The following is a 25,533-nucleotide window of genomic DNA, read 5'->3' on the forward strand; positions in this document are numbered from 1 at the left end:
ACTGCAATCACACTTGAACTGTGCGGTGGGCCGGCCGGGCGAACCGGCCGGTGGCCCTCGACTCGAATACGTCGAAAACAGGGTCGTCCAGAACGCGGCCTAGAGGTCCGCGCGGAGCTGCACCTCGTCGTCGGTCACCGACTCGATCGACGCCTCCTGGAGCGGGTAGCCCTCGTCCGCGTCGGTGTCCTCCCAGCCGAGCGCCGTCTTGAGTTTCGTGGTGAGTCCCGGGTCGGGGTCGACGTACGCCGTCCCGTAGCGGTAGCCACTGACGATACCGACCGCGGTGCCGTCGGCGGCGACGACGTCCTTGCCGACGTCGTCGTTCGTGAGTTGGACTGTCGACATTGCACTCGCACGGAGGGGCGTCCCGTCCACCACGGTGGTGCTTGCACACGCAGTCGGAGCCGGGGACGGCGCGGGCGACAGAAAGTTGTAAACGGCGGCCAGTCGCATATCGAACACCGATGCCCACCATCGTATCCGGGACGGTGCCAGCCAGCGACCTCGCGCTCAGCCACTCGCTGGACGCGCTACCGGAGTTGCTGTTCGAGGTCGAGCGTATCGTGACCAGCGGAGACGACGCACTCATGCCGATGCTGTGGGTGAGGGGGGGTTCGCGGGCGGAGATAGAGTCGACGCTGGCCGAGGACCCGACCGTCGACGAGGTCGAACTGCTCGGCGAGTTCGACGAGGAATGCCTGTTCAGGATGGAGTGGGTCAGCCGCATCGACCTCATCATGCAGATGCTCACCAACTCCGAGGCGACCGTCCTCGACGCCGTCGGGAAGAACGACCGCTGGAAGGTGCGGGTCCTCTATCCCCGGCGGTCGCTGTTCTCGAAGACCCACGACTTCTGTGAGGAACACGGGGTAGAGTTCGACGTCTCCTCCATCCGGGAACTGGACGAGGAGCCGGCGGGTCGCTACGGGTTGACCAGCGCACAGTACGAGGTGCTCTCGGAGGCGTCGCGACGGGGGTACTTCAAGGTCCCGCGGGAGGTGAGCCTCTCGGAGCTCGCCGACGAACTCGACATCTCCCATCAGGCGGCGTCCGAGCGTCTCAGGCGGGCGACGGACGCGCTCGTCGAGGACACCCTGTTCGTCGGGATGACCGAACTGGAGTGAGCGCGCCGCGGCGACGGGCCGGCCGGCGAGTCACGCCCCAGTCGTGTCCCCGCGGCGCCGACGCCGGAGGTAGACGAGGAGTGCGAGGGCGCCGACAGCGAGCACCCGCCTCGACGGCAGGCGCCGGCCCGACCCCGTCGGTGTGCTGTCGCCCTCGTCGTCCGTCGACGCGGACCGGCCCGAATCGCTCGCGGACGCTGCGTCCGTCTCCAGGCCGGCGTCGACGGCCGCGTCCGACTGTGTGCCCTCCGCGAGCGCCTCGCGGACGGCCTCCTTGACCGGCTGTTTGAGCAACTGTTCGACGCTCGTCTGGACGCGGGCCCGCGGCCCGCGCTGCAGTGACGGTGACTCGCTCATCAGACAGTCGAAGGGAGGGGTGGCACGCCGAGGTGCGTGGTGCTTGCCAGCGCAAGTCAGCGGCCGGGCCCCGGAGCCCCGTCGCCGCTCGCGACCGTCGCGAGCGCTCCCCGGTCGCACGCCCGGGCGCCCGACGAGCGCTACCAGTCGACGGCCGCGTTGACCACGACGCCGAGGAGGAACACGACGGCGGCGAGGTAGAGCGCGGTGACGAACAGGAGGACCGCCCCGATGTAGCCGTAGGCCGCGTACTGGCCGACCGCCCCGGCGTAGTAGTGGACGGCCACCGGGATGGTGACCCAGCCGACGGCGGCGAGGACGGTCCCGGGAAGCACGTGCCGGACGGTCGTGTCGACCGGCGAGAGGACGTAGTAGATCGGGACGAAGGCGACGACGAGCACCGCCAGTGCGGCGGCCGCACCCACCACCAGCGGATGAGGTATCCGGAGGTCGGCGTACGCGAGGACGACGCTGGTCGCCGAGAGGAGCGCGACCGCAGCGAGCAGCAACCCCATGACCAGCAGACTCCGCCCGGCGCGGGCGGGGAGCGAGACGGTCGAGACGCTCCCGTACACCTCCGTGAACGCGATACAGAGGCCGCGGAACACCTTGCTCCCGCTCCAGACGGCGACCGCCAGCCCGACCAGCCCGGCGGTGCTGTGCCCACGGGTGTTCTCCAGCAACTGCTCGAACACCGCCTGCCAGTGCTCGGTCAGCGTCGACCGGAGCAGGTCCAGCAGGGTGGTCGTCCCGCCGACGGCCGAGAGGAGCGCCAGCGAGACGACGAGCAACGGCACGATGGACGCCAGGCCGTAGTAGGCGATGCTCGCGGCCATGAACGGGACGTTCTCCTCGCGGACGGTCCCGACGACGTCGCGACCGGTCTCGACGACGCTCATCGGTGCTCCTGTGGCGCCGCGTGACACCAGTCGTCGCCATGCGACAGCCAGACAGCGTGCATACGTCGACGTGGGCGGGGACAGGAAAGTGTCGACGGCAGGCGTCGGCAAGCGCGGGTCGCGGCGGCCGGGACAATCTTGTCGCGGGCCGCCATCACGAGCGGTATGGCAGACACCTTCCGGTACGAGGGCGAGGTTCCGCCGGGCGAGACGCGGCACGTCCGGTACGAGGTGGGCGAGACGTACCTCGGGGACCCGATAGAGATTCCGGTGACCATCGTCAACGGCGACCACGACGGGCCGACGGTCGGACTGACCGCCGCACTCCACGGCGACGAGCTCAACGGCGTGAAAGTGTTACAGGAGGTAGCCGACCGCTACACGCCGGCGGCGGTCCACGGGACGCTCGTCTGTCTGCACGTCCTGAACGTGCCGGGCTACCTGGCCCAGACGCGGGACATCCCCATCTACGACCAGGACCTCAACCGTGCGTTCCCGGGCAAGCCCCGGAGCAACACGGCCGAGCGGATGGCCAACCGCATCTACGACACGTTCGTCGACCAGTGTGACCTCCTGCTGGACTTCCACACGTCGACGCGGAACCGGACGACGATGTACCACGCGCGGGCCGATACGAGCAAGCCCGAGGTCGACCGGCTCGCCCGCGCGTTCGGCGCGAACGTCATCATCGCCGGGCCCGGCGAGACGGGGTCGCTCCGCCGGACCGCCACGGACGCCGGCATCCCGGCGGTGACCGTCGAGATGGGGAAGGCCCACCGGTTCCAGCCGACGCTCATCGACCGGGCGCTGGACGGCGTCGCCAGCGTCCTCGCGGAGTTCGGCGTCGACCCGGAAGCGACGGTCAGTTGGCCCGGCTGGTACCGGGCCGTCCCCGCCGACCAGGGCGACAAGACGTGGCTCCGGGCGGACACCGGCGGCCTCGTCGAGATGCAGTGGGGACCGTACCCGCTCGTCCAGGAGGGGGAGACCATCTGTACCATCAGCGACCACTTCAAGCACGAGGAGCGCGTCGTCACCGCGCCTTTCACCGGCATCCTCGTCGGCGTACTGGAGAACCCCGTCGCCCAACCGGGCCACCCGCTGTGTCACCTCGTACGCATCGACGAGACGACCCACGACGAGATCGTCGCCGAGATCGACCGTGGCGAGTTCGACGGCTACCGCCAGCGCGGCCTGCGCTGGCGCGGGGAGAGCCCGGCGCTGGACTGACCGTCAGACAGCTATTCGGATTCTGATACTACCGATTCCTCAAACTATCAGATTTTGTATCTAAGTGGCGATAGATATAGTCAGAATTAGTAAGTAAATCACCAGACTTGACCGGAACTTTCTATATATCTCGAAGTGAAACGGGGGTTCTTCAGCCGCAGTGTTTCCAGAGACAGAACGATACGTAAACTGACTCGTCTCGTTACCAGCGGTGGTGGACGGCGTCGAAGACGTACTCCTCGTAGATGTCCCGCACCGCCCCATGGGTCTGGTGTGAGAGCGGGGCCATCTCGCTGACGGCCGCGTTGGCCTCGATGTGCTCGGGGGTCGTCGACCCGGGGATGACCGTCGACACCGCGTCGTGGTCCAGGATCCAGCGGAGCGCCATCTGGGCCATCGTCATCCGCTCGGGGACGTGGCCGCGGAGTTCGTCGACGGCGTCGAACCCGTCGTCGACGGGCAGGCCGGCGAACGTCTCGCCGCGGTCGAACGCCTCGCCCTCGATGTTGAAGTTCCGGTGGTCGTTCTCGGGGAACTCGGTATCACGCGAGAGCTTGCCGGTCAGCAGTCCCGACGCCAGCGGCACACGGACGATGACGCCGACGTCACGGCGACTGGCCTCCTCGAAGAACAGTTCCGCGGGGCGCTGGCGGAACATGTTGAAGATAATCTGGACCGTCTCGACGCCGGGGTACTCGATGGCCTTCAGCGCCTGTTCGACCTTCTCGACGCTGACGCCGTAGTGGTCTATCTTCCCCTCGTCTTTCAGTCGGTCCAGCGCCGCGAACGTCTCGGGCTGGTAGTACGCCTCGGTGGGCGGACAGTGGAGCTGGACCAGTTCCAGCGTGTCGACGCCGAGGTACTCGCGCGAGCGGTCGACGAACTGCGAGAGGTTCTCGTAGTTGTAGCGGTCGGCGGTGTGGGGGTCCAGCCGCCGTCCGGCCTTCGTCGCGACTGTCACCTCGTCGCGGACGCCCCGTTCGTCGAGGACCTCCGCGATGCGCTGTTCGCTGAAGCCGTCGCCGTAGACGTCCGCGGTGTCGATGAAGTCGATGCCGGCGTCGAGGGCGGCCCGGACGGCCGCCCGACCCTCCTCCTCGTCGACGTCGCCCCAGTCGCCGCCGATGTTCCAGGTGCCGAAGCCGACGTCTGTCACGTCGTAGCCTGTCGTCCCGAGTTGGCGTCGGTGCATGGCCGACGGTACGTTTTCGGGACACTTGTGACTGTGGCAAGCGGCACACGAGCGCTCTACCGAGCGAAAAAGGGCGTAGAGCCCGATAGCGTTGGCAGGGACGTGCCAGCGTGGACGCCGAGGGCTATTCGACCCACTTGGCCCGGCGGATGTCGTATCCACCGCAGACGGGACAGGAGTGGTGCTGGACTTCCAGTGACGCCTCACATACGATACATATGTACGGACGTCTCGTTCGCTCCCCGAGTTGGGAAACGGTGCGTGCTTTGTCAAAGACTCCCATCGACGACCACACCCATCTTTAGACCCACACTGTCAAAAAGAGCGAGGATAGTTCACGCCGTTCGGCCGTTCGCTGTCTGGTGGTTCTCGAATTCGAGATGGGGCGGGCTCGGGCGCCTGCACTGCCTCGTTGCCCACCCGGATGGGTAGCTGTAGCGACACCACTCGCACACCGCCTGCCGGGTAGATACCCAACTATCCTGATACGACAGACCAGATAATACGCAATCTGATATGTCTGCCGACGGCCGGGTAGCCGCGAACCACATTCTTCATAGAAATTGGGCCGTATTCAGCGAGCATGGTAGAGAAACCAGACGTCGGAGAGTTGGCACCGCCGAACCGCACACTGATGGGTCCCGGTCCGAGCGACGTGCACCCGCGGGTGTTACGGGCGATGAGCACGCCGCTCGTCGGCCATCTGGACCCCTCGTTCATCGACATCATGGAGGAGGTCCAGGAGCTCCTGCGGTACACGTTCCGCACGGACAACAAGTGGACGATTCCCGTCTCGGGCACCGGGTCGGCGTCGATGGAGGCCGCCGTCGGCAACCTCGTCGAACCCGGCGACACGATGCTCGTCCCGACGAACGGCTACTTCGGCGACCGGATGGCCAGCATGGCCGAACGCGCCGGCGGCGACGTGGTCACCGTCGACGCCCCGTGGGGCGAACCGCTGGACCCCGTCGACGTCGAGGCGGCCTTCGACGAACACAGTCCCGACGTGTTCGGCTTCGTCCACGCGGAGACGAGCACCGGCGTCCTCCAGCCGTCGGTGCCCGAGCTGACCAGCATCGCCCACGAGAACGACGCGCTGGTCATCGCCGACACCGTCACCTCGCTGGGCGGCGTGGAGTTCCGCGCCGACGAGTGGGACGTCGACGCGGCCTACTCCGGCCCGCAGAAGTGTCTCTCCTGTCCGCCGGGCGCGAGTCCGCTGACGCTCAACGACGACGCGATGGACAAGGTGCTCTCGCGCGAGACCCAGCCACGCTCGTGGTACCTCGACCTCTCCTTGCTGGAGGGGTACTGGGGCGACGACCGAGCCTACCACCACACCGCCCCCATCACCAACGTCTACGCCCTGCGCGAGGCGCTCCGGTTGGTCGCCGAGGAGGGCATCGAACAGCGGTGGGCACGGCACCGCTCGGTCGCGGGCGCGTTGAAGGCCGGTGTCGAGGCGATGGGTCTGGAGATGAACGCCCCCGAGGAGTACTGGCTCCCGAGCCTCAACACCGTCCGGGTCCCCGACGGCGTCGACGACGGGGCGGTCATCGAGTCGCTGCTCGAGGAGTACGACCTCGAGATCGCGAGCGGGCTGGGCGCCCTGGAGGGTGACATCTGGCGCATCGGCTGTATGGGCCACTCCGCTCGCGCGAAGAACGTCAGCTACCTCATGACCGCGCTGGGCGACGCGCTCCGCGAGCAGGGCGCCGACGTCGACGTCGAGGCCGGCCTGGCCGCGACCAGCGACGCGCTGTAGGCCTACAGCCCACCTGCCGTTTCCGGTCACACGTCGAGCGAGAAGGGAGTCCGGCCTCCGCGTCGGACGAGCCGCGACGCTCTTTTTCGGTCGCTGGGCTCGTTCACAAGCGGTGTGAGAAGTAGTCCGCCCTCCCCGATTTGAACGGGGGACAAGTCGATCTACAGTCGACTGCTCTACCAGTCTGAGCTAAGGGCGGGCTGTACCCGAAATTACCCCGCCGTCTGGACTTAAGGATTGTTATTCGGTGGTCGTTCGCGGGGCAGTCACACGATTGGCCACGTAACACTTGACATCCTCCCATGGCTGAAGCCGTGGGATTCCCGCGTTGGGATATTATGGTTCGCGGGTCACCTGTTCTTGTGGGGCTACTCTCCCCGTCGATTTGTCGAACAGGCGCACCGATGGCTGTGCCAAGCAGCCGTTACTCCTATCCTTCTCAGGACTCGGAGTTACCGTCGCTCGCATGTTCTCTGCCGCGTTCAGGTCACTATTGGCGACCAGTTCACAGTCCTCACAGACGTACAATCCACGCTCGACACGATTCGAGTCGGTTTCCAGTCCACACACACAGCATGTTTTCGATGTCTTCAATGCGGCCTCATCGACACGCTCCACATTAATCCCGCGTTCTTCGGCTTTGTACTCGATGTGACTGAGAAGCGTCTCGAACGCCCAGTCGTGCAACCGCTTGTTGCCATGTCTGCCCCAGTCCTCATCCTCGCGGATGTTCTTTGGGTGTCCGACTGCTATCGCACCGACACCTCTCTCAACACACTGTTCAACAATATCTTTTGAGAGAGCATGTAGGAAGTGAGTCTGTCGCCGGGACTTCTTCCGTCGTGCCCACTCTGCATGGTTACTTGGACCGATTTCGCCTTCTGTGTCGTATTCTTGTTGGCGGAAGTAGTGGGCGTCCTCCTTTAGCGCATTGCCCGGATATAACAATGTTTCATCACCAACTGAGACAGCTGCCGTGTTGCAGATACCCAGGTCAAGTCCTGCGGTTTTCTCGCCGGGTGATTCAGCTGTCTCAACCCGCAACTTACAGACGAAGTGTAGTTCCCACTTGTCACCAGTCCAGACAGCCCGGACCGTCTGGACGTTTTCGACAGCTTCGAGGGTTTTCTCATCCGTTTGCAAGGAGTATTCACAGAGGATGTAGTCGGCAGCGTAGCGCGACGGCTTCATATTCGCGCCTTTTGAGAGGCGGACACGGTTGTACTGGGTGTCGAGTTTGAAGCCATAGTTTTTCCACGTTACCGTCGAGCGTGGGTGTTCGTCGCCATCTTTGCGGTAGCCGGGTGGATTCGCATCCGGGTTATCCTGTTTGTACCACGATGTGAACGCTTCACCGAGTTCCTGAAGAACTCGTTGACTGGACTGAGAGTGCAAGTCCGCGTAGCGGTCGTGATTTTTCAGATACGAACAGAGTTCGTCGGCATCAGGAATATGTCCGATAGCGTCCCAGACACGAGATATTGTCCACCGGCCGACATTCCACAATTTCGACGCGGCAAAGCCATGCGAATCAAGTTCATCACGGACCCGCGAGTGATTCGGAATACTCGCTTTGAGTGTCCGTGTGATGACTTGATTCGGCACACGTAAGGATAGTATTTCATCTTACATAAACGCTCGTTCTACCCGTAGAATATCCAGCCGTCCACTGTGTGCGGAAAGATTCAGGGCCGTCGGATTCATCCCATGACTGAAGTCGTGGGCTTTCTCCACGATATTCTGTAACATATAAACCACCGCTCGTTGTAGCTGCACGCACACGTGCTCACCGACTGTCCCTACTGTGGCGAGCCGCTGACCAACGAGCTACAGTCGGTGACGTGTGACCACTGCCGCGAGGGGTTCCACGTCTCGTGTGCTCGCGACGCAGGCGAGTTCGCCGTCGAGGAGGAGTCACACTTCCTGCGGTCGAACACCTATCGCATCGACTGTCCGAACTGTGGTGACTCGTGGAGCACCGGGTTCGACCCCCGCGAGTGAGTCTGCCCACACACCGGCAGACGTCCGTCAGACACAGCGGGAAGATTGAAATACCCGGGTGACAACGTGTATGACGAGTCGGATGAGCAAGATAACGTTCCGCGCTGACGACGACCTCATCGAGCGACTCGAGGCCTACGACGCCTCGAAGAGCGAGGTCATGCGGGAGGCGCTCCGAGCGTACCTCGACGGCGACACGGAGTCGTCTGACAGCCGCTCGACCGATGCATCTCCGGTGACAGACACCGAGAGCATCGACGAACTCATCGCGGAGCGTGTCGACACCATCATCGCCGACCGGCTGGAGACGGCGACCCCGCGCCGCCAGCCACAGGACGTCAACGTAAACATCAACCTCGACGGCGACACAGACGCTGTATCCGCCGAACAGGCCGATTCGGCGACCTCGTCAGACGGCGTGTCTAACGACGTGTCGGAGGGCGTGTCACACGGGCGCGACGGTCGTAAGACAGGTGGCGACGAGCCCGAAAACACGACGAAAACGGAGGCCCGGCCGTGCGCCCAATGTGGCGAAAACCTGTCCCCCGACCACGTTTACTGCCCGAACTGCGGTGAGAAGGCGTCCCGCCGCGTGTTCTGTGACTGCGGGGACGAACTCCGGTCGGACTGGGGCTTCTGCCCGAGCTGTGGGCGACGGACGCCGGCGGCCGACGTCCTCGATCAGACGAGAAGCGGTGCAAACGAGCGGTAGAAGGCTCCTACACCCGTAAACGGAGTTTTGTCATACACTCGGCGGTAGTTTTAATATCCCCCAGTCTGTGGTACCTTGTGCGTAAGACGGTCGTCTTACACAGCGGGCGTCGGGGTGGCATCCCCGCCACCGTCTGGCGGTTTCGCTGTGTAAACGGTCGTGCGGGTCGTAAACACGCCCCGCTCGGACCGTCTTACCCAAAGGGGACTACCAACCATGGAGCGTGTGACACTACGGATTCCGAAGCAGCAGATCGAAGAGGTCGAACAGATGGTCGAGACGGGGGAGTACCCCAATCGGAGCGAGGCGATCCGGTCGGCCGTCCGTGAGATGCTCGCAGAACAGGACGGTTCCGAGCGTGCCTCCGAGAAGGGCAAGCGCAAGCGAACCTGGGCGAGGGCATAACGATGCAGGATATCGTCAACGAGGCCCTCGAACGCGACGAGCAGGAACAGAAGCAACTGTCCGACGAGGACGTCGACGGGTTCGGTGACCCCCGTATCGTCATCGTCGGCTGTGGCGGTGCCGGGAACAACACAGTCAACCGGCTCTACAACATCGGCGTCGAAGGTGCCGACACCGTGGCCATCAACACGGACAAGCAGCACCTGAAGATGATCGAGGCCGACACGAAGATCCTTGTCGGCAAATCCCTCACCAACGGCCTCGGTGCCGGTGGTGACCCGTCGATGGGCGAACGCGCCACCGAGATGGCACAGGGGACCATCAAGGAGGTACTCGGCGACGCCGACCTCGTGTTCGTCACCGCCGGGATGGGTGGCGGGACCGGTACCGGTGCCGCCCCCGTCGTCTCGAAGATCGCGAAGGAACAGGGCGCCATCGTCGTCGGCATGGTGTCGACGCCGTTCAACGTCGAGCGGGCCCGCACGGTGAAGGCCGAAGAGGGGCTGGAGAAGCTCCGCAACGAGGCCGACTCCATCATCGTGCTGGACAACAACCGCCTGCTGGACTACGTCCCGAACCTGCCCATCGGCAAGGCGTTCTCGGTGATGGACCAGATCATCGCCGAGACGGTCAAGGGCATCTCCGAGACCATCACCCAACCGAGCCTCATCAACCTCGACTACGCCGACATGACCTCCATCATGAACCAGGGCGGGGTCGCGGTGATGCTCGTGGGTGAGACCCAGGACAAGAACAAGACCGAAGAGGTCGTCAAGGACGCGATGAACCACCCGCTGCTGGACGTGGACTACCGCGGTGCCAGCGGTGGCCTGGTCCACATCACCGGCGGCCCGGACCTCACCCTGAAGGAGGCGGAGGGCATCGCCCAGAACATCACCGAGCGCCTCGAGGCCTCGGCGAACGTCATCTGGGGCGCCCGGATTCAGGAGGAGTACAAGGGCAAGGTCCGCGTCATGGCCATCATGACCGGCGTCCAGTCCGCACAGGTGCTCGGGCCGACCACCCAGAAGCAGGCTAACAAGTCCCGCGAGGCCATCCAGGAGGTCGGCGACGACACCTCCTTCGACGCCTCCGACAACGTCGAGAGCTTCGACGGGGCCAGCGCCGGCGGCAACAGCTCCGGCGGCCACACCGGCTACGGCGAGACCGACGGCGGCCGCGACCAGCGCGAGAAGAACAACGGGCTCGACGTCATCCGGACGAACGAGTAACGTTCGACCTCGCCTTCTCCGTTTTCAGGTTCGACGAGCGGCGGCGTCGGTGGCCGACACGGCCGACCGAGCGCCGTCTCTCAGGTATCGAGCGACTCGTCGATTCGTTCGATCACCGACCAGTGTTCGCGGGCCGCCTCCGTCGTGAAGTAGACCGCGCCGTAGTCCGAGTCGGAGTGTTCGACCAGTCCGTGTCTCGAGAGTACGTCGAGGTGGTGTTCGACGGTCTTGTAGTTGAGCGAGAGCGTCTCGGCGAGGCGGTGTCGGTTCCGCGGTCGTTCCTCGAGGGCCCGGAGAATCCGGACCCTGTTTGGCCCACCCTCGGTACCAGCGAGGACCTGCCAGAGCACTGTCTCCATCGTCCGCATCGACGGTGGCATCCCTCGTTAGTATACGCTCCGTAGTGGTCGGTAAGCCGGCTCAGTGGTCGTCGTCGCTCCGGCGGACGTCGACGGCCGCCAGCAGGGTGAAGACCCTGTACTTCGCTGCCTTGTCTGGCATGAAGAACCCAGTTGCGACGACGGTGTACACGCGGCCCGGTCGGAGTCTGACGGTGAACTCCGCGTCGAAGGGGTTGTTGTTCTTCGAACTGGCCGGGCGGACTTCGAGTTCGTACCGCCCCGGCTTGACGGTCACGTAGTCGCTTTCCTCGCCGAACTCAAGGTCCTCTACGAGGACGGTGTCGCCGTCACCGACCGTCACGTCCACGTCGGGGGCGTCTGGCGAGGCGTGGATAACCCGAACGCGGGCCCGGTTCCGGCGGATGCTGCGGTCGTCTTCGAAGACGAGCACCTCGAACTCGTCGTCGCTCAGTTCGCCGGTTGCGACGACGGTGTACTCGTCGTCGTCCCCGAGCTCCAGGTCGTCCTCAAAGACGACGGCGTCCCGGTCGCCGGCAGCAGTTATTTTCACCTCGTATTCGCCGGGTGCGACTCGGAGATACTCCGTGATGGTGCCGTACTCGACAGCCTTCAACACTCGATTGCCCTCGACGTAGACATCCACCTTGGGCGCGTCGGGAGACGCGTGAACGACCCGGAGGAGAGCGTCCTCAGAGTCGTCGTCATCGTCGTGAGCGCTGGCGACGCCGGTCCCGACGGCGGATGCGGTTCCGGCGGCAGCGATACCTCGCAACACGTCGCGGCGGTCAGGTGTCATGTGGATACACCATCAGAAACCGAGGATTACCGATACAAGAGCGATTGCCGGATTCCGACCGAGAACTGCCACGAGTCGTCCACGACTCGTACAGCAATCGGACACGAATCGGACACAAATCAGGCACCAGTCCGACCGGCGTTAGACACAACTTAGCCACGAATCAGTTCGCGCCGGTTCGATCAGACCGCTTCCAGCGCGTCCAGCAGGTTGCACTTCCGACACAGATCCCGGGCCGTGGGTGCCCCACACTGCTCGCACTCGCCGAACTCTCTCTCGCTGTCCGCGCCGCCGTAGGCGTCGGCCGCCAGCGCCGCGAGTTTCTCGTAGCCGGCCATGATTGAGTGGCGCGTGCCGGGGTGGTTCTCCTCCAGCCCGAGCATCAGCTCCTGGATCTCGCCGCGATAGGCCTCCTCGGCGTGGGGGCACTCGGTGATGTGGGCCGGCAGGTCACGGAAGCGGGCGTACAGCGCGACCTCCTTCTCGGGGACATCCCGGAGCGGCTTCGCCCGCGGGACGTGGTGGTCCTGTGCTTCGCGCGTCTGCTCGGTCGGCGCTCCGTCGTGGTCCGCGAACGGCCCCAGCGAGGCGTCGAAGTGTTTGGCCATCTGGTCGACGTCGCCCTCGAGGAAGTTCATCAGCGCCGTCTCGGCCTCGTCGTCGAGGTTGTGCCCGGTCAGCAGTTTGTCGGCGTCCAGTTCCTCGGCGTACCGCGAGAGGACGTCCCGGCGGAACACGCCACAGTACGCACAGGCGGCCATGCCCTCGGGATCCTTCTCGACGACATCGTCCATCCGCACGTCGAACTCGTCAGCGTAGGAGACCACCTCGTGACGGATGCCCAGCTCGGCGGTCAGCTCCTCGCAGGCCTCCAGGCTCTTGTCGCGGTACCCCTCGATGCCCTCGTGGATAGAGAGCGCGACGAGTTCGATCCGGGGGTCCTGCTCGAACACGTCGTGGAGAATCTCCGTGAGGACGACGCTGTCTTTCCCGCCCGAGAGGCCGATGACCCACGTCTCTGGGGCCTCGGGTGTGGCGTCGTCCGGGACCAGTCCGTCCTCGCGGATGCGCCGTCGGACGCGCTTCTCGACGGCGCGACAGAGGTGGTCCTCACAGAGGTAGAGTCCAGAGTAGGCCGCGTGCAGCACCGCGTCGTCACCGCACTTGTCACACTCCATTGGTTCGGCTATTCGTGCGAGCGGTGGTGAGGGTTTCGTCTCGGCTTGAAACCTCATTGGAGTTGTTTCCCGATGGAAATGGTCATACGCGTCCGACCACGTGTGACGTGTAATGAGCGAATCGTGGCGGACACGGCTGGAGCGGGTCGTGTTCAACCTCTATCCCGCGTATCTGGGTACTGGCGGCCGGGTGACACACATCGAGGCGGACTGGTCGGAGGTACGCGTGCGACTCCCGCTGTCGTGGCGGACCAGAAACGTCGTCGGGACCATCTTCGGTGGGAGCCTGTACAGCGCCGTCGACCCGTTCTACATGATAATGCTCATGCGCCGACTGGACGATTCGTACGTCGTCTGGGACAAGGCGGCGTCCATCCAGTTCCGCAAGCCGGCCAAAGAGACGCTGTACGCCACCTTCGAGGTGTCCGATGAGGAAGTCAGCGCCGTCGAGGAGGCCCTTGAAGATCAAGATTCGGTCGACAGGGAGTACGAGGTCGAACTGGTCGACGACGAGGGCGTCGTCCACGCCGTCATCGAGAAAACGGTCCACGTCAGCACCGACGAGGGTAAGCGGGCCTGAGTTAGAGCGCCGACGGCCCCGCGGCGAGGGCATCGAGAACGGTGTCGAGGTGTCGCGCTCTCGCGCTCGAACTGAACAGTTCGTGGCCGCCGTCGTACAGACGGATGCGGTCGGCTGGCAGTCGCGCGCCGATGGCCCGCGGGTCGACCACCTCGTCGGTGAGCGTACAGAACGCAACGGCGTTCTCGCGGGCGGGCGGCAGGGTGGCGTGGGCCCGCCGCGTCGTCCGCAGGAACGCGGGCGAGGCGGCGTCGGGGCCGTCGGCCAGCTGGGCGTCGGTCGCGAGGTCACCGATGGTCTCGGCCTCGATGTTGCCGGTCGGGATGCACGGCGTGCGCACGGGAAGGCTCGCGATGGCGTCGACCACCGGGTCGGGCAGGGGCAAGTCGCTGGCCCACCACGGACTCAGGTACACGCGGTTCGTGACGCCCTCGAGGTCGGCGTGGGCCGTCGTCAACCCGCCGGCGCTGTGGGCCAGCACCGCGAACTCGTCCAACTCGGCGGCGTACTCGCGGACGGGGTCGACCCACTCGCGCTGGACGTCCGTGATGTGGGTCGGTAGTTCGACGGCGTGGACGCGATAGCGTTCGGCGACGCGGTCGACGAGCCACTGGACGTTCTCGTGGTGACAGCGGTTCCCCCACCCGAGGACGAACAGGCAGTCGTCCTCGGCCCCATCGTCGTAGACGCGGACCTGCATGCCACTCCGTTCAGCCGGGGACGGCAAAAACGCACATGCCCGTGGGACACGGGTGGCGGTGCCTACGCTCGCCAGTCGATCCACGCGCCGTGGGGGTCGTAGTCGGCCAGACGCGTCCGTGTGACGCCGTCCCCCTCGGCCCGGACCCAGTCGAGTCGCACCGAGTCACCGCCGGTGAGGTCCGTCTCGCCGGTGAGCCAGTGGAGCGGCCGGCGAGCCATCTGCTCGGTGAGATACTCCGCCAGGTCCGCACAGACCGCCTCGGGGACCTGATACAGGACGAGCGTGTTGACGACACAGACCGGCACGTCCTCGGGTATCCCGTCGAGGACGGTGGGCAGGTCCTCCAGCAAGTCGCCCGTGACCAGCCGTGGCGGGTCCGTGCGGGCGACGGTGAGCGCGGCGTCGAGGACGGCCCGCCGGTCCTCGTGGGCGGGCCAGACCAGCGCCCGGAGCCAGTCCGCGTCGGCGTCGTCGGTCACGTCCAGCGGGTTCAGGTCGACCCCGACCCGCGAGTGGACGGCGGGCGGGGCCGCCGGGAGCGGCGGGTCGCCGCCGCGTACCTCGCTCGCTATCGTGACCGGCGAGTCGGCCGCGCCGACGACGCGGTCACCGTAGTCGTACCGGTAGCGGTCGAACAGGAGGTTCAGCCCGGCGCTCGGCCCGAGTTCGACCACGGCGAGCGGGCCGTCGACCCGCGCCGCGACGTGGGCGAGAGCCGGGTAGAGGACGGCCGACCGTCGGACGGAGTTGGTCTGTGTCCGACGGGTCCGGAGGAGTGGTCGGATGGCGTCGGCGTGGTCGAGACAGAACGCCCGGAACGCGGGGTAGCAGTCGTCGTCGGGTGCGCGTGGGTCGTCGGTGAGACTCGGGTAGTAGGCGGCCAGCGGGTGGTCGGGTCGCCGCGCGAGGCGGTAGTGGACCGCAGCCAACAGGAGGTTCGCGGGCGCGCGGTCCTCGGGGGCCGACTCGACCAGCGCGAGCAGGTCCGGGTCGGCGTCGGCGGCGACCCAGCGGGCGAGGTGGGCGTACAGCGGGTCCGAGCCGTCCGCCCAGTCGGCGAACGACCGGAAGGCGTCGGTGAGAGCGGGCATACGGACCAGTCTGTCGCCTGACAATTCAACCTTTTGTTCGTGCGGGTCTCTTCCGGAACGAGCGGTCGGGTCCGGAGCGTCAGCGATTTGCCCGCCCACCCGCTACCTACTGGCGATGAGTATGGACCGCGCGGCGGCCGTCGAACGGGTCGAAGACGTCGTCGCCACCGTCGAGGACGAGACGATGCCGGTCCCGGTCCGCGAGGTGTGGGTGTACGGCGACGTGGCGCTGGGACTGGACCCCATCGAGCGACTGGACGTCTACGTCACGAAGGACATCCTGTTCAAGGACGCCCCCGAACGGGCCGAGGAGTTCCAGCGGAGCCACGGCGTCGACGGCGTCGGCAAGACGGTGCGAGCGGCGTGGGCCGACGAGTACCCGGAGTACCTCCGGGCCAACACGAACGGCCACGCCGCCCCGGAGAAGTGCCTCGCCGCCCACCTCCTGCCGGACGACGAGGACGAACCCATCCACCTCGAGGTGTGTAACGCCTCCTTCGACGACAACGTCACCCAGCGCCTGAAGGGGGCGATGGCCAGAGACGACTACGAGCAGATTCTGGACCCGCGCGGGGCGTGTCTCTGGGTCGACGGCCAGCGCTCCGAGGACGCCTTCCAGAAGTTGCGCGACGGCGAGTTCGTCCTGCCGACGCTGTCGGGCGCGCTGGAGATGCTGGGGCTGGACGCCGACGAGGCCGACACGGCCGCGGACGCGGTGCGGGCGTACCGCGAGCGCCAGGAGGGGGCGACGGTCCGGGGCGACGTGGTGTAGCCCGACCCAGCTATTTTGTATCGGCCGTCGTATCTCGACCGATGGCCCAACTGGTCTCCCTCCTGATTCGGACCCTCCACGTCCTCGCGATAACGGTCGTCGTCGGTAGCACCGCCGCTCTCTGGTACGGCTACCGCAGTGGCGTCACAGACGGCATCGCCGCCGCCCGCCGCTACGAGTGGCTGTTCTGGAGCGCCGTCGGCGTCGTCGTCCTCACCGGCGTCGGCAACCTCGGGAGCCTCGGTCCCCCGGGCCCCGCGACCGACTGGGGCCGGACCCTGTTCGTGAAACTCGCACTCGTCCTCGCGCTCGTCGTCGGGTCGGCAGTGCGGACCCTCGTCGTCGTCCGGGCCGACGACCGCCGCCTTACCGACGAGCGGACCGCCGCACTGGGGCGGACGCTCGGCCGTGCCTACGGCGCGACGGCCGGGGTACTGCTCGTCCTCGTCGTCCTCGCGGAGGTGCTGGCCCATGGATGAGGGCGACCCCGGGAACGACGCCGGCGCGGCGCTCTCGCTCACCACGTGGGCGCTTGCGACGTTCGACGTCGCGCTGTTCGTCCTGGCGGCGCTCCTCCCGGTCCACGCCGCCGGCGCGCTGGCGGACCTGCTCTCGGGCCTCGACACCCTCCTCGGGGTCGCCCTGTTCTGCTACCTCTGGGCGCTGTTCGTCCTCGCGGTCCGCTGGGTGCTGTCGGACGCCGGACTGGACGCCCCGCTCGGAACGCTAATCCCGCGGGGTGTGGCCGCCGGGAGCGTCGCCGGCATCGTCTTCCTCCTCGGTGTCCTCGTCGTCGCCGTCGGCCCGAGCCTCCTCACTGGCGGCATCGAACCGCTGTCGGCGGTCCTCGTCGGCCTCATCGGCGGTGCCGTCGCCGCGGTGGTCGGGAGTCTGGTCGGTCTCCTGTTCGGTGCCGTCGACCTGGCGCTGTACCGCATCGCGGGCGGTATCCTGCCGGACACGCCGGCGCCACGTGAGGACGCGGGCGCGCCTACACCCGACCGACCGTGACGAAGAACGGGACGGTCTCGCTGCGCTCGTAGCGCTCGTCCTGCATCTGCGCGACGACCGAGCGGCCCATCTCCCGCCAGCGCTGGCGCAGCGCGTCGTACTCCTCGGGGGTCGTCTCGCCGTCGAGGATGGTCTCGCGGTCGGTCGCCAGCCCCTCGCCCGTGGCCTTGCGCTGGGCGGCCCGGACCGCGGCCTCGTCGTACGGTGGCTCGACGGTTCGCCGCTGGTCGTACCGGCGCGTCGAGACCACGTCCAGCCCCGCCGACTCGAAGACGTCGGCGGCTCCAGCCCCGAGCGTGACGTCGGTCTCGACGCCGTCCAGGAAGTACCGTCTGGCCCGCCGCGCGAGCCGGGGTTCGCTGTCGACCGTCGAGTCGACGGTGACGGCGCCGTTGTCGGGTTCGACGGCCGCGACCCGGTCGCTGGCGACGCGGTCAAACTCCCGGACCGCCGTCTCGGGGTCGGGGAGGTTGATGAGCAGCGCCTGACAGACAACGAGGTCGAACGCGTCGTCGGCGAAGGGGAGTCGGGTGGCGTCGCCCTGCACGGTCGGCCCTGGCACGGACGCGAGGAGGGCCGCGTCGGCGTCGAGGCCGACGACGGTCCCGCCCGTCTCCTCGCGGAGGACGCGCGTGAGTTCCCCGGTGCCACAGCCGACGTCCAACACCCGGTCACAGTCCGGCAGGTCGAGGTCCGCGAGCGCCTCGCGAGAGTCGGCCCACATCCCCGTTCGGGTGGCGTCGAGGTAGTCGGCTGAGAACCTGCGCACTATCGGAGACAGTCGACTCGGCGGCAAAAAGTTCGCGGTTGGTGGGTCGGCGCGCTACGTTCCCACGTAGGCAACTAATCCGCGCGTAGCTCTCGGACCCGCTGGATGTTCCACTCGAAGCTCTTGCCGTTCTCCGTGGGCGTCTCCAGGACGAGGGGGACGTCCTCGACAGCGTCGTGGTTGACGAACGCGCGCATCCCGGCCTCGCCGATCTCGCCCTCGCCGATGTGAGCGTGTTCGTCCTTGTTCGTCCCGCAGGCGTGTTTGGAGTCGTTGAGGTGGACACACGCGAGGTCCTCCAGCCCGACCACGTCGTCGAACTCGGCGAAGGTCTCGTCGACGCCCTCGGGCGTCGAGAGGTCGTAGCCCGCGGCGAACATGTGGGCGGTGTCCAGACAGAACTCGATGTCCTGGTCGGTCCGCTCCCGGACCGTCGCCAGGTGCTCGAACTGGCCGCCCAGCTTCGTCCCGCTCCCGGCGTCGGACTCGACGAGGACCGTCACGCCGTCCGGGACGTCGAGGTCGTCCAGCACGCTCGCGGCGTTGTCGAGGCCGCCGTCGACGCCGGCGCCGGTGTGGGCGCCCAGGTGGACGTTGACGTACTCGATGTCCAGCTTCGCGGCGGCGTCGACCTCCTTCTGCATGGAGTCGCGGGACTTCTCGCGGAGGTCCTCTTTGGGCGTACAGAGGTTGACCAGATACGACGAGTGGATGACCCACGGACCGACGCCGTGGTCGTCGCTCAGTTCGCGGAACTTCGCGGCCTCGTCGTCCTCGATGTTGGGGTCCTGCCAGACCTGTGGGGAGTGCGAGAATATCTGGCCGCAGTTGCCGCCGTACTCGACTTGCTCGTCGACGGCGTTGTACGCGCCACCAGCGATGGAGGTGTGTGCACCGACTCGTACCATGGACAGCGGTGAGGGTTGCCCGACAAAAGCGGTTTCGGAGTGGGCAGCGCCGTCAGAACCAGTCGCGAGCCGGCGGAATCACGCCCAGCGTGGCGGCCGTGAGGTAGAGCCCGCCGAGGGCGACCGCCGCCGCCAGGACCATCGCACCGAACCCGTCGGCGCCGAGGAAGGCACTCCCGCCGACCAGAAACAGGACGACGCCCACGCCCGACAGCAGTAGCGTGCCGATGGCGCCCAGGATCGCGTCCTCGGTCGCGAGCCGGACGATGCGGTACAGTTCGGCGTCGGAACGCTGCGTGGGTACGCTCTCGGCGGCGGTGTCGTCGCCGTCCGATGGGGAGGGGACCATAGCGGCCGTTCACCCCCGACCGGAATAAACAGTCGTGGTGGGCGCGGTCACGGCGACCGGCGGACCCACTCGTCGCTCGCGTACTTCGAGTCCGCGCGCTCGCGTGCGCGAGCGCGTTCGTCGTCGGTCCACCCGCCCTCGTCGGCGTCGACCCACTCCGCCAGCGTCGTACGAAGCGTCTCGACGACGGTCTCGCGGTCGAGCTCGACGTACTCGTCGATGGCGCCCACGCGCTCGCGGAAGGCGTCGGGGTCGGGCTCGCCGGCGAAACAGCCACAGTGGCGTTCGGGCCGGGTCGACACCGACAGCGAGCCGTGCTGGATGACCGCGTCCCTCTGGCGGTACTGGGCGTTGCCGGCGAGTTTGCGGCCGTCGGGGCCGACGACGTCGTGGGCGGGGTGGAGCGCCCGGAGGTAACAGGCCGGTTGGTGAACCGCCTCGCGTTCGCTGTCGACGAACTCGGCGTCGACGCCCAGCCGCTCGAAGGCCTCCAGAATCGGTTCGCAGAACAGTTCGTAGCAGTCCATCAGGTCTCCGGGCACGGCGTCGGCCGGCGCGACGATGCCGTAGGAGAGGTCGGCGTGGTGGTCGTGGTAGATCGCGCCGCCGCCGGTGGGCCGGCGGGTGACGCTGATCCCCTCGCGTTCACAGAACGCCCAGTCGATGCTGGCCGGGTCCTGGTTGTAGCCCAGCGAGAGCGTGTCCGGCCACGTGTACACCCGGACCGTCGCTGGCCCGCCGTCGGCCGCCGTCTCGGCGGCTATCTCTTCGAGCGCCATCGTCGTCGGCCCGTCGTGTGACTCCTCGCCGACGACGCGCCACTCAAGGTCGGAGAGTGCCATCGTCCACAGTAGGTCGGGGGTGGCGTTATGGGTTGCGGGCCGCCGGCCCGTCGCGCTCGTCGACGAGTCGGGTCATCACGCGAGCCTCGGCCTTGCGGAGGTGTTCGGCGGCGGTCCCGGGTGCACAGTCCAGTCTGTCGGCCACGTCCGCGGTGGTCCCCGCCCGCGGGTCGTCGTAGTAGCCGCAGTCGACGGCGGCGGCGACGGCCGCGAACTGCCGGTCGGTCAGGGCCGCGGCGGACTCGAACCGACGGCTGTCGTACTCGCCCACCTCGCGGACATCGACGCCGACGCCGTCGGGGACGGCCTCGACCGCCCGCTGGACCGTCCCGCCGGGGCCGACGAGCGTGAGGGCCATGGTGCCGTCCGACCGGTAGGCGATGGGGGAGACGACGACCAGCCCCGCCGTCGTGAGCGCCTCGACGAGTTCGCCGCCGGTGTCGGAGGGACGGTCCCTGACGTAGAGGTAGAAAGTGTCGTCCGGGCACGTCGAGATGGCGTACTCGAGGACGTTGTCTGTGGCGTCAAGCGCCGCCCGGTACGGGTCCGGCGGGTGGCCGTCGACGTGGAAGAGGAGCGTCTGGACGTCTGCGCCGACCTCGTTGGCGCGCAGCAGGTAGCTGGCGTCGTACCCCTCGTGGTCGACGACGAACTGGTGCATCGGGTGGCGTACCTCGGGCGCCATCGAGAGCGAGAGCCTGACGTACTTCACACCGGTCGTTCCCGGGCCGAATATAAAGGTGCCTCGCCGTCGAGGCAGTACGACGAGGGGGCCGGGCACCGACAGAGACAGTATGTCCCAGACAGTCGCGGGTGCCACCCAGGAGACCCACGACGACCGCCTCGCGCCGATACGCGAGTACGTCGTCGACGAGGAACGGCACCTGAACGCGCCGGCAGTGGTCGTCCGCGCCGACGAGGTACAGGCCGTCCTCTCGACGCTGAAGACCGAGGCCGGTCTGGACCACTGCGCCTGCGTCAGCGCCCAGGAGTACGCCGACCGCTACGAGACCATCTACCACCTGCGGAGCTACGACGACCCGACGCGGGAACTCTCCGTCGTGGTGCCGACGACGAGCGACGACCCGACCAGCGAGTCCGCGGCGCCGGTGTACCCGACGGCGGCGTGGCACGAACGCGAGGCCTACGACCTCGTCGGCATCCACTACGAGGACCACCCGGACCTGCGACGCATCCTCCTCCCCGAGACGTGGCAGGGCCACCCGCTCTCGCGGGACTACGACCAGAGCCAGCCCCAGATCGTCACCTTCCGCGAGCACCAGCGCCTCCTCGAGGACGAGCGTACCGGCCCCGACCGGATGCACCTCAACATGGGGCCACACCACCCCTCGACCCACGGCGTCCTCCACCTCAACGTCGAACTCGACGGCGAGGAGGTCGCCGCCATCGACCCGGACATCGGCTTCATCCACCGCTGCGAGGAGCAGATGTGTCAGTCCAAGACCTACCGCCACCAGATAATGCCCTACCCAGACCGCTGGGACTGGAGCGGCGCCGGCCTCCTGAACGAGTGGGCCTACGCCCGCGCGGCCGAGGACTTCGTCGACATCGAGGTCCCCGAGTACGCACAGGTCGTCCGGACGATGTGCGGAGAGTTCTCCCGCATCCTCGGCCATATGCTGGCCGTCGCCACCTACGCGCTGGACGTGGTCAGCGAGTTCACCGCCGTCTTCCAGTGGGGCATCCGGGACCGCGAGATCGTCCAGGACATCCTCGAGGACCTGACTGGTCAGCGGTTGATGTTCAACTACTTCCGACTGGGGGGCGTCGCGTGGGACCTCCCCGAGCCCCGCGAGGCCTTCTTCGAGAACATCCGCGAGTTCCTCGACGGCCTCCCCGAGAAGCTCGGCGAGTACCACGACATGCTGACGAGCAACGAAATCATCCAGATGCGGACGGTCGACACGGGCTACCTCTCGCCGGAGACGGCCAAGGCGTACGGCTGTACCGGGCCGGTCGCCCGTGGCTCCGGCGTCGACTACGACCTCCGGCGAGACGACCCGTACGGCTACTACGACGAACTCGACTGGTCGGTCGTCACCGAAGACGGCGGCGACAACTTCTCGCGCCTGCTCGTCCGGCTGCGCGAGGTCGAGGAGTCCGCGAAGATAATCGAGCAGTGCGTCGACCTGCTGGAGGAGTGGCCCGCGGACGACCGGGAGATACAGGCCAACGTCCCCCGCACGATTCGGCCCGACCCGGACACCGAGATCTACCGGGCCGTCGAGTCCGCGAAGGGCGAACTCGGCATCTACATGCGCTCGGATGGCACCGACACACCGGCCCGTTTCAAGATCCGCGGCCCCTCGTTCTCGCACGTCCAGACGCTCCCCGAGATGGCCAGGGGCGAGTACATCCCGGACCTGGTGGCGACCATCGGGAGCTTAGACCCCATCATGGGCGACGTCGACCGGTAGGCCGGCGTCGACGCCGACGCGGCGTCACGAGGAGACCGGGACGTCCCCGATGGCGACGGTGTACTGCCGGGCCGAGGGGGTGCCGTCGGGCGGCGTGGTCACGACGGTGACGACGACGCTGGCCGGGCGCTGACCCTTCGGGAGCATCCACGACCCGGTGACCGACCCCGACTCGCTGGGCGCGAGTCGGCCCGTCGTGGCGTCGTTCCCCTCGACGGTCCGGCCCGCCCGCGTCGTCGCCGTCCCGAGCCGGAGTTCGTAGGTGCTGTTCCCGGCGTTGTCGACGGCCACCGAGAGCGTGAACTGCCAGCCGTCGTTGCCGGTGACGACCGAGGCGCTGTCGACGCGTTCGACGGCGGCGGTCTCCGCGAGTATCTCGTCGCCGGCCGTCGCACCCTCGACGTCGGGCGTCGGCGTCGCCGCCGCGCCGCCGTCGCCACCGCCGCCGGCGACGTAGTGACCCAGCAGCCCGCCGAAGGTCACCACCTCGATGAGTATCGGGATACCGATGGCGAGGATGATGAGTATCCGTACCCAACTCGTCTGCTCCGGCCCGTCGACGTCGTCTAACATGGTGAAGTGGTGGAGTGGAACCTCAGACCGGTATCGGGGGACTGCCGGGCATGGTGATGCCGTCGGCGAGCATCGCCGCCAGCGGCGGGCCGTACGCGATGACGATGAGCACCAGCGCGATGGCCGTCCAGAGCTTGTAGTTGTCGAGGATGCGCGGGCTGTGTTCGGCCCCGGAGAGCGGCGCCGGGAACTCGCTGTTGACCGACAGCCGACCGCCGCGGTGGGCCAGCCACGTCTCGGCCATTACGGCGAGGAACATCACGGCCCCGAGGAACAGCAGGAGGCCGCCGATGGCTATCTGGAGGCGCATCTCGGCGACGGTGCCGACGAGTCCGTCGAAGGCAAATTCGTCGTAGGTCGGCTCCGCGGTCCGTCGCGGGATGCCGGCGAGGCCGGCCCGGTGCATCGCGTTGGACATCAGCGCCATGCCCACGAACCAGACGTAGGGCTGTGCGATGGCGACCGAGCGGCGCTGGAGCTGCTTGCCCGTGATCTGTGGCACCAGCCAGTAGCTGATCGCCATCGCCGTCAGGGCGAAGGCGGTGCCGACGGTGAGGTGGAAGTGGCCGGGCACCCACAGCGTGTTGTGGATGAGGTAGTTGATGTTCATCCCGGCGTTGATCATTCCCGAGAAGCCGCCGGCGGCGAACATCAGGCCGGCGAGCATACAGCCCGCGAAGGCCGGGTTCCCCCACGGGAGGCTCCGGAGCCAGCCGAAGTAGCCTTCACCGCCGCGCTGGCGGGCGCCGTGTTCGACGCTCGCGACGACGGTGAACGCGGTCAGCAGCGACGGCAGCAGGAGGAACATCGTGTTCGTCATCGCGATGAACTTGAACCCCTCCGGGATGCCCGGGTCGACGTACTGGTGGTGGAAGCCGACGGGCGTCGACAGCAGGAGGAAGAGGACGAACACGACGCGGGCCAGCGGGTCGCTGAACAGCCGCCCGCCGGCCAGTTTCGGCAGGATGGTGTACCAGACGAGGTACGCGGGCATCAGCCAGAAGTAGACGACGGGGTGGCCGAAGTACCAGAACAGCGTCCGGGTCAGCAGCGGGTCGACCTGGCTGATGAGCCCCAGCGACCACGGGATGAGGAAGACGACGACCTCGACGGCGACGCCGATGGTGGAGATGTACCACATCAGCATCGTCGTCACGATCATGAACGTCTTCAGCGGGATGCGCTCGTCGGGGTGCTCCGAGCGCCACGCCCACAGCGACTGGAAGTACGCCAGCCCCGCGATCCAGGAGCCGACGATGATGAGCGCCGCGCCCACGTAGAACGCCGGGTGGGCCTTCATCGGCGCGTAGAACGTGAACAGCACGTCCGCCTCGAGGTCGTGGCCGAAGACCGAGGGCGCGCCGAGGACGCCGCCGAGGATAGCGACGGCCGCCAGCACCGTCCCGGTCAGCATCAGCCAGAACGCCGACCACGCGGTGCGCTGTGGCAGTTCGCGTTCGAGGCTGTTGGCGACGCCCCACGCGAACAGGCCGGCGATGAAGAACGTCGTGAACACCAGCGCCAGCAGGACGCCGTGGCCCGTCAGGAGCGTGTAGTAGTCCGCCGAACTGACGACCCCGCGGAACATGCCGGTGCGGTGGAGCGCCTGCACGATGCCGAAGAGGGCACCGATGCCCAGTGCGACGAACGCGACGATGAACTCGCTGCGGACGAGTTTCGACGTCTTCGGGTACTCGTCGACGAACACCATCAGTTGGTCACCTCCGTTGCGTTGTACTGCGATTTGGGCACCACTTCGACGGAGCCACCCATCGTGTGGTGGCCCGCGCCACAGTACTCGTGACAGACCAGACCGTAGGTCCCGGTCTCGTCGAAGCGGGCCGTGACCTCGGCGACCTGTCCCGGGATGACCATCGTGTTGATGTTCGTCCCGGTGATGGCGAACCCGTGCATCACGTCGGCGCTGGTCACCTTGAACGTGACCCGCGTGTCGGCCGGAATCCGGATGGGGTTGTCACCGCTCCCCGGGACGAACTGGAACTGCTGGGCCACCACGTAGACGACGTAGTGGCTCTCGTTGGCCTTGACGACGCCGGGGTCGTCGAAGGCGGTCCCCGTCTCGCCGCTCTGGACCGCCTGCGGGTCTATCTGTCCCCCCGAGTCGTCGACCATCGCGATGCCGGCCCCGACCGTGCCGTACGAGATGGTCGCGATGAACCCGACGATGAGGAGCAACGCTGCACCGAGCCAGACTTTCTCGAAGTTGTGGACCTGCATGGT

The 25,533-nt window shown here is 66.9% G+C and carries 30 protein-coding genes and 1 tRNA gene; 12 read left to right on the forward strand and 19 right to left on the reverse strand.

Features of this window, described 5'->3' with window-relative positions:
- Nucleotides 1-99: 99 nt before the first annotated feature.
- A complete protein-coding gene (locus ACV7GQ_RS12600) occupies nucleotides 100-348 on the reverse strand; it encodes a PRC-barrel domain containing protein (protein ID WP_470310588.1) in 249 nt (82 codons plus the stop codon).
- Nucleotides 349-467: 119 nt separating this feature from the next.
- On the opposite strand from ACV7GQ_RS12600, the gene ACV7GQ_RS12605 reads away from it, so the two are divergent.
- Entirely contained in the window at nucleotides 468-1,127 is a 660-nt protein-coding gene (locus ACV7GQ_RS12605; RefSeq protein WP_470310589.1) for a helix-turn-helix domain-containing protein, read from the forward strand.
- Nucleotides 1,128-1,157: 30 nt separating this feature from the next.
- Here ACV7GQ_RS12605 and ACV7GQ_RS12610 read toward each other — a convergent pair whose 3' ends face one another.
- Entirely contained in the window at nucleotides 1,158-1,484 is a 327-nt protein-coding gene (locus ACV7GQ_RS12610; protein WP_470310590.1) for a hypothetical protein, read from the reverse strand.
- 140 nt (nucleotides 1,485-1,624) lie between these two features.
- On the reverse strand, nucleotides 1,625-2,383 hold the full coding sequence (locus ACV7GQ_RS12615; RefSeq protein WP_470310591.1) for a YihY/virulence factor BrkB family protein: 759 nt from the start codon (nucleotides 2,381-2,383) through the stop codon (nucleotides 1,625-1,627).
- Nucleotides 2,384-2,548: 165 nt separating this feature from the next.
- Between ACV7GQ_RS12615 and ACV7GQ_RS12620 the strand changes: the two genes are divergently transcribed.
- Nucleotides 2,549-3,613, forward strand: coding sequence for a succinylglutamate desuccinylase/aspartoacylase family protein (locus ACV7GQ_RS12620; protein WP_470310592.1), 1,065 nt, complete (start codon nucleotides 2,549-2,551; stop codon nucleotides 3,611-3,613).
- 202 nt (nucleotides 3,614-3,815) lie between these two features.
- Here the strand turns inward: ACV7GQ_RS12620 and ACV7GQ_RS12625 are convergent, their stop codons facing one another.
- Nucleotides 3,816-4,805, reverse strand: a complete 990-nt coding sequence (locus ACV7GQ_RS12625) for an aldo/keto reductase (protein WP_470310593.1) — start codon at nucleotides 4,803-4,805, stop codon at nucleotides 3,816-3,818.
- Between the two features lie 583 nt (nucleotides 4,806-5,388).
- On the opposite strand from ACV7GQ_RS12625, the gene ACV7GQ_RS12630 reads away from it, so the two are divergent.
- Nucleotides 5,389-6,570, forward strand: a complete 1,182-nt coding sequence (locus ACV7GQ_RS12630; protein ID WP_470310594.1) for a pyridoxal-phosphate-dependent aminotransferase family protein — start codon at nucleotides 5,389-5,391, stop codon at nucleotides 6,568-6,570.
- A 125-nt stretch (nucleotides 6,571-6,695) separates the two neighbouring features.
- On the opposite strand, the gene ACV7GQ_RS12635 is transcribed toward ACV7GQ_RS12630, so the two are convergent.
- Nucleotides 6,696-6,769: transfer RNA gene (locus ACV7GQ_RS12635), tRNA-Tyr, on the reverse strand.
- Nucleotides 6,770-6,906: 137 nt separating this feature from the next.
- On the reverse strand, nucleotides 6,907-8,175 hold the full coding sequence (locus ACV7GQ_RS12640; RefSeq protein ID WP_470310595.1) for an RNA-guided endonuclease InsQ/TnpB family protein: 1,269 nt from the start codon (nucleotides 8,173-8,175) through the stop codon (nucleotides 6,907-6,909).
- 177 nt (nucleotides 8,176-8,352) lie between these two features.
- Between ACV7GQ_RS12640 and ACV7GQ_RS12645 the strand changes: the two genes are divergently transcribed.
- The 4 genes from ACV7GQ_RS12645 to ftsZ all read left to right on the forward strand — a co-directional run bounded on the left by ACV7GQ_RS12645 (nucleotide 8,353) and on the right by ftsZ (nucleotide 10,920).
- The gene (locus ACV7GQ_RS12645; RefSeq protein WP_470310596.1) at nucleotides 8,353-8,571 is read left to right on the forward strand and encodes a hypothetical protein; all 219 of its coding nucleotides are present in this window, start codon (nucleotides 8,353-8,355) and stop codon (nucleotides 8,569-8,571) included.
- Between the two features lie 82 nt (nucleotides 8,572-8,653).
- Nucleotides 8,654-9,283 carry a double zinc ribbon domain-containing protein gene (locus ACV7GQ_RS12650; protein WP_470313163.1) on the forward strand — a complete coding sequence of 210 codons (630 nt, stop codon included), beginning with the start codon at nucleotides 8,654-8,656 and terminating at the stop codon, nucleotides 9,281-9,283.
- A 216-nt stretch (nucleotides 9,284-9,499) separates the two neighbouring features.
- Nucleotides 9,500-9,688, forward strand: coding sequence for a ribbon-helix-helix domain-containing protein (locus tag ACV7GQ_RS12655; RefSeq protein ID WP_166968393.1), 189 nt, complete (start codon nucleotides 9,500-9,502; stop codon nucleotides 9,686-9,688).
- Nucleotides 9,689-9,690: 2 nt separating this feature from the next.
- Nucleotides 9,691-10,920, forward strand: coding sequence for a cell division protein FtsZ (ftsZ, locus tag ACV7GQ_RS12660; protein WP_470310597.1), 1,230 nt, complete (start codon nucleotides 9,691-9,693; stop codon nucleotides 10,918-10,920).
- 80 nt (nucleotides 10,921-11,000) lie between these two features.
- On the opposite strand, the gene ACV7GQ_RS12665 is transcribed toward ftsZ, so the two are convergent.
- The 3 genes from ACV7GQ_RS12665 to ncsA all read right to left on the reverse strand — a co-directional run bounded on the left by ACV7GQ_RS12665 (nucleotide 11,001) and on the right by ncsA (nucleotide 13,256).
- Nucleotides 11,001-11,279 carry an ArsR/SmtB family transcription factor gene (locus tag ACV7GQ_RS12665; RefSeq protein ID WP_470310598.1) on the reverse strand — a complete coding sequence of 93 codons (279 nt, stop codon included), beginning with the start codon at nucleotides 11,277-11,279 and terminating at the stop codon, nucleotides 11,001-11,003.
- 61 nt (nucleotides 11,280-11,340) lie between these two features.
- Nucleotides 11,341-12,078, reverse strand: a complete 738-nt coding sequence (locus tag ACV7GQ_RS12670) for a DUF4397 domain-containing protein (protein ID WP_470310599.1) — start codon at nucleotides 12,076-12,078, stop codon at nucleotides 11,341-11,343.
- A 182-nt stretch (nucleotides 12,079-12,260) separates the two neighbouring features.
- Nucleotides 12,261-13,256 carry a tRNA 2-thiolation protein NcsA gene (gene ncsA / locus ACV7GQ_RS12675; RefSeq protein WP_470310600.1) on the reverse strand — a complete coding sequence of 332 codons (996 nt, stop codon included), beginning with the start codon at nucleotides 13,254-13,256 and terminating at the stop codon, nucleotides 12,261-12,263.
- Between the two features lie 112 nt (nucleotides 13,257-13,368).
- Between ncsA and ACV7GQ_RS12680 the strand changes: the two genes are divergently transcribed.
- Complete coding sequence (locus ACV7GQ_RS12680; RefSeq protein WP_470310601.1) at nucleotides 13,369-13,836, forward strand: DUF4442 domain-containing protein; 468 nt, start codon at nucleotides 13,369-13,371, stop codon at nucleotides 13,834-13,836.
- A 1-nt stretch (nucleotide 13,837) separates the two neighbouring features.
- Here the strand turns inward: ACV7GQ_RS12680 and ACV7GQ_RS12685 are convergent, their stop codons facing one another.
- A complete protein-coding gene (locus tag ACV7GQ_RS12685) occupies nucleotides 13,838-14,536 on the reverse strand; it encodes an alpha/beta hydrolase (protein ID WP_470310602.1) in 699 nt (232 codons plus the stop codon).
- Between the two features lie 62 nt (nucleotides 14,537-14,598).
- Nucleotides 14,599-15,630, reverse strand: a complete 1,032-nt coding sequence (locus ACV7GQ_RS12690; protein ID WP_470310603.1) for a DUF2332 domain-containing protein — start codon at nucleotides 15,628-15,630, stop codon at nucleotides 14,599-14,601.
- 121 nt (nucleotides 15,631-15,751) lie between these two features.
- Here ACV7GQ_RS12690 and ACV7GQ_RS12695 point away from each other — a divergent pair, with 121 nt between their 5' ends.
- From ACV7GQ_RS12695 to ACV7GQ_RS12705, 3 genes are read left to right on the forward strand one after another with little or no spacing between them, the layout of a single operon-like run.
- Nucleotides 15,752-16,402, forward strand: coding sequence for a DUF7095 family protein (locus ACV7GQ_RS12695; protein ID WP_470313164.1), 651 nt, complete (start codon nucleotides 15,752-15,754; stop codon nucleotides 16,400-16,402).
- A gap of 41 nt (nucleotides 16,403-16,443) precedes the next feature.
- Nucleotides 16,444-16,881 (forward strand): CopD family protein, encoded by a 438-nt coding sequence (locus tag ACV7GQ_RS12700; protein ID WP_470310604.1) that lies wholly within the window; start codon nucleotides 16,444-16,446, stop codon nucleotides 16,879-16,881.
- Nucleotides 16,874-17,413, forward strand: a complete 540-nt coding sequence (locus tag ACV7GQ_RS12705) for a DUF7965 family protein (RefSeq protein WP_470310605.1) — start codon at nucleotides 16,874-16,876, stop codon at nucleotides 17,411-17,413. The genes ACV7GQ_RS12700 and ACV7GQ_RS12705 overlap by 8 nt, the downstream gene beginning before the upstream one ends.
- Here the strand turns inward: ACV7GQ_RS12705 and ACV7GQ_RS12710 are convergent.
- The 5 genes from ACV7GQ_RS12710 to ACV7GQ_RS12730 form a co-directional block, all read right to left on the reverse strand.
- The gene (locus ACV7GQ_RS12710; protein WP_470313165.1) at nucleotides 17,394-18,137 is read right to left on the reverse strand and encodes a class I SAM-dependent methyltransferase; all 744 of its coding nucleotides are present in this window, start codon (nucleotides 18,135-18,137) and stop codon (nucleotides 17,394-17,396) included. The genes ACV7GQ_RS12705 and ACV7GQ_RS12710 overlap by 20 nt on opposite strands.
- Nucleotides 18,138-18,256: 119 nt before the next feature.
- A complete protein-coding gene (locus ACV7GQ_RS12715) occupies nucleotides 18,257-19,090 on the reverse strand; it encodes a deoxyribonuclease IV (protein ID WP_470310606.1) in 834 nt (277 codons plus the stop codon).
- A gap of 52 nt (nucleotides 19,091-19,142) precedes the next feature.
- Nucleotides 19,143-19,439: a hypothetical protein gene (locus ACV7GQ_RS12720; protein WP_470310607.1), complete on the reverse strand. Its 297-nt coding sequence runs from the start codon at nucleotides 19,437-19,439 to the stop codon at nucleotides 19,143-19,145.
- Nucleotides 19,440-19,486: 47 nt separating this feature from the next.
- Nucleotides 19,487-20,281 (reverse strand): lipoate--protein ligase family protein, encoded by a 795-nt coding sequence (locus tag ACV7GQ_RS12725; RefSeq protein WP_470310608.1) that lies wholly within the window; start codon nucleotides 20,279-20,281, stop codon nucleotides 19,487-19,489.
- 25 nt (nucleotides 20,282-20,306) lie between these two features.
- Nucleotides 20,307-20,993 carry a helix-turn-helix domain-containing protein gene (locus ACV7GQ_RS12730; protein WP_470310609.1) on the reverse strand — a complete coding sequence of 229 codons (687 nt, stop codon included), beginning with the start codon at nucleotides 20,991-20,993 and terminating at the stop codon, nucleotides 20,307-20,309.
- 82 nt (nucleotides 20,994-21,075) lie between these two features.
- On the opposite strand from ACV7GQ_RS12730, the gene ACV7GQ_RS12735 reads away from it, so the two are divergent.
- Nucleotides 21,076-22,719 carry an NADH-quinone oxidoreductase subunit D gene (locus tag ACV7GQ_RS12735; protein WP_470310610.1) on the forward strand — a complete coding sequence of 548 codons (1,644 nt, stop codon included), beginning with the start codon at nucleotides 21,076-21,078 and terminating at the stop codon, nucleotides 22,717-22,719.
- A 24-nt stretch (nucleotides 22,720-22,743) separates the two neighbouring features.
- Here the strand turns inward: ACV7GQ_RS12735 and ACV7GQ_RS12740 are convergent, their stop codons facing one another.
- Genes ACV7GQ_RS12740 through ACV7GQ_RS12750 form a run of 3 tightly spaced genes read right to left on the reverse strand, consistent with a single transcriptional unit; the run spans nucleotide 22,744 to nucleotide 25,530 of the window.
- A complete protein-coding gene (locus ACV7GQ_RS12740; protein ID WP_470310611.1) occupies nucleotides 22,744-23,292 on the reverse strand; it encodes a hypothetical protein in 549 nt (182 codons plus the stop codon).
- Between the two features lie 22 nt (nucleotides 23,293-23,314).
- Nucleotides 23,315-25,003 carry a b(o/a)3-type cytochrome-c oxidase subunit 1 gene (locus ACV7GQ_RS12745; RefSeq protein ID WP_470310612.1) on the reverse strand — a complete coding sequence of 563 codons (1,689 nt, stop codon included), beginning with the start codon at nucleotides 25,001-25,003 and terminating at the stop codon, nucleotides 23,315-23,317.
- The gene (locus tag ACV7GQ_RS12750) at nucleotides 25,003-25,530 is read right to left on the reverse strand and encodes a cytochrome c oxidase subunit II (RefSeq protein WP_470310613.1); all 528 of its coding nucleotides are present in this window, start codon (nucleotides 25,528-25,530) and stop codon (nucleotides 25,003-25,005) included. The genes ACV7GQ_RS12745 and ACV7GQ_RS12750 overlap by 1 nt, the downstream gene beginning before the upstream one ends.
- Nucleotides 25,531-25,533: the final 3 nt, after the last annotated feature.

This window comes from Haloarcula sp. MBLA0163 (assembly GCF_055632435.1).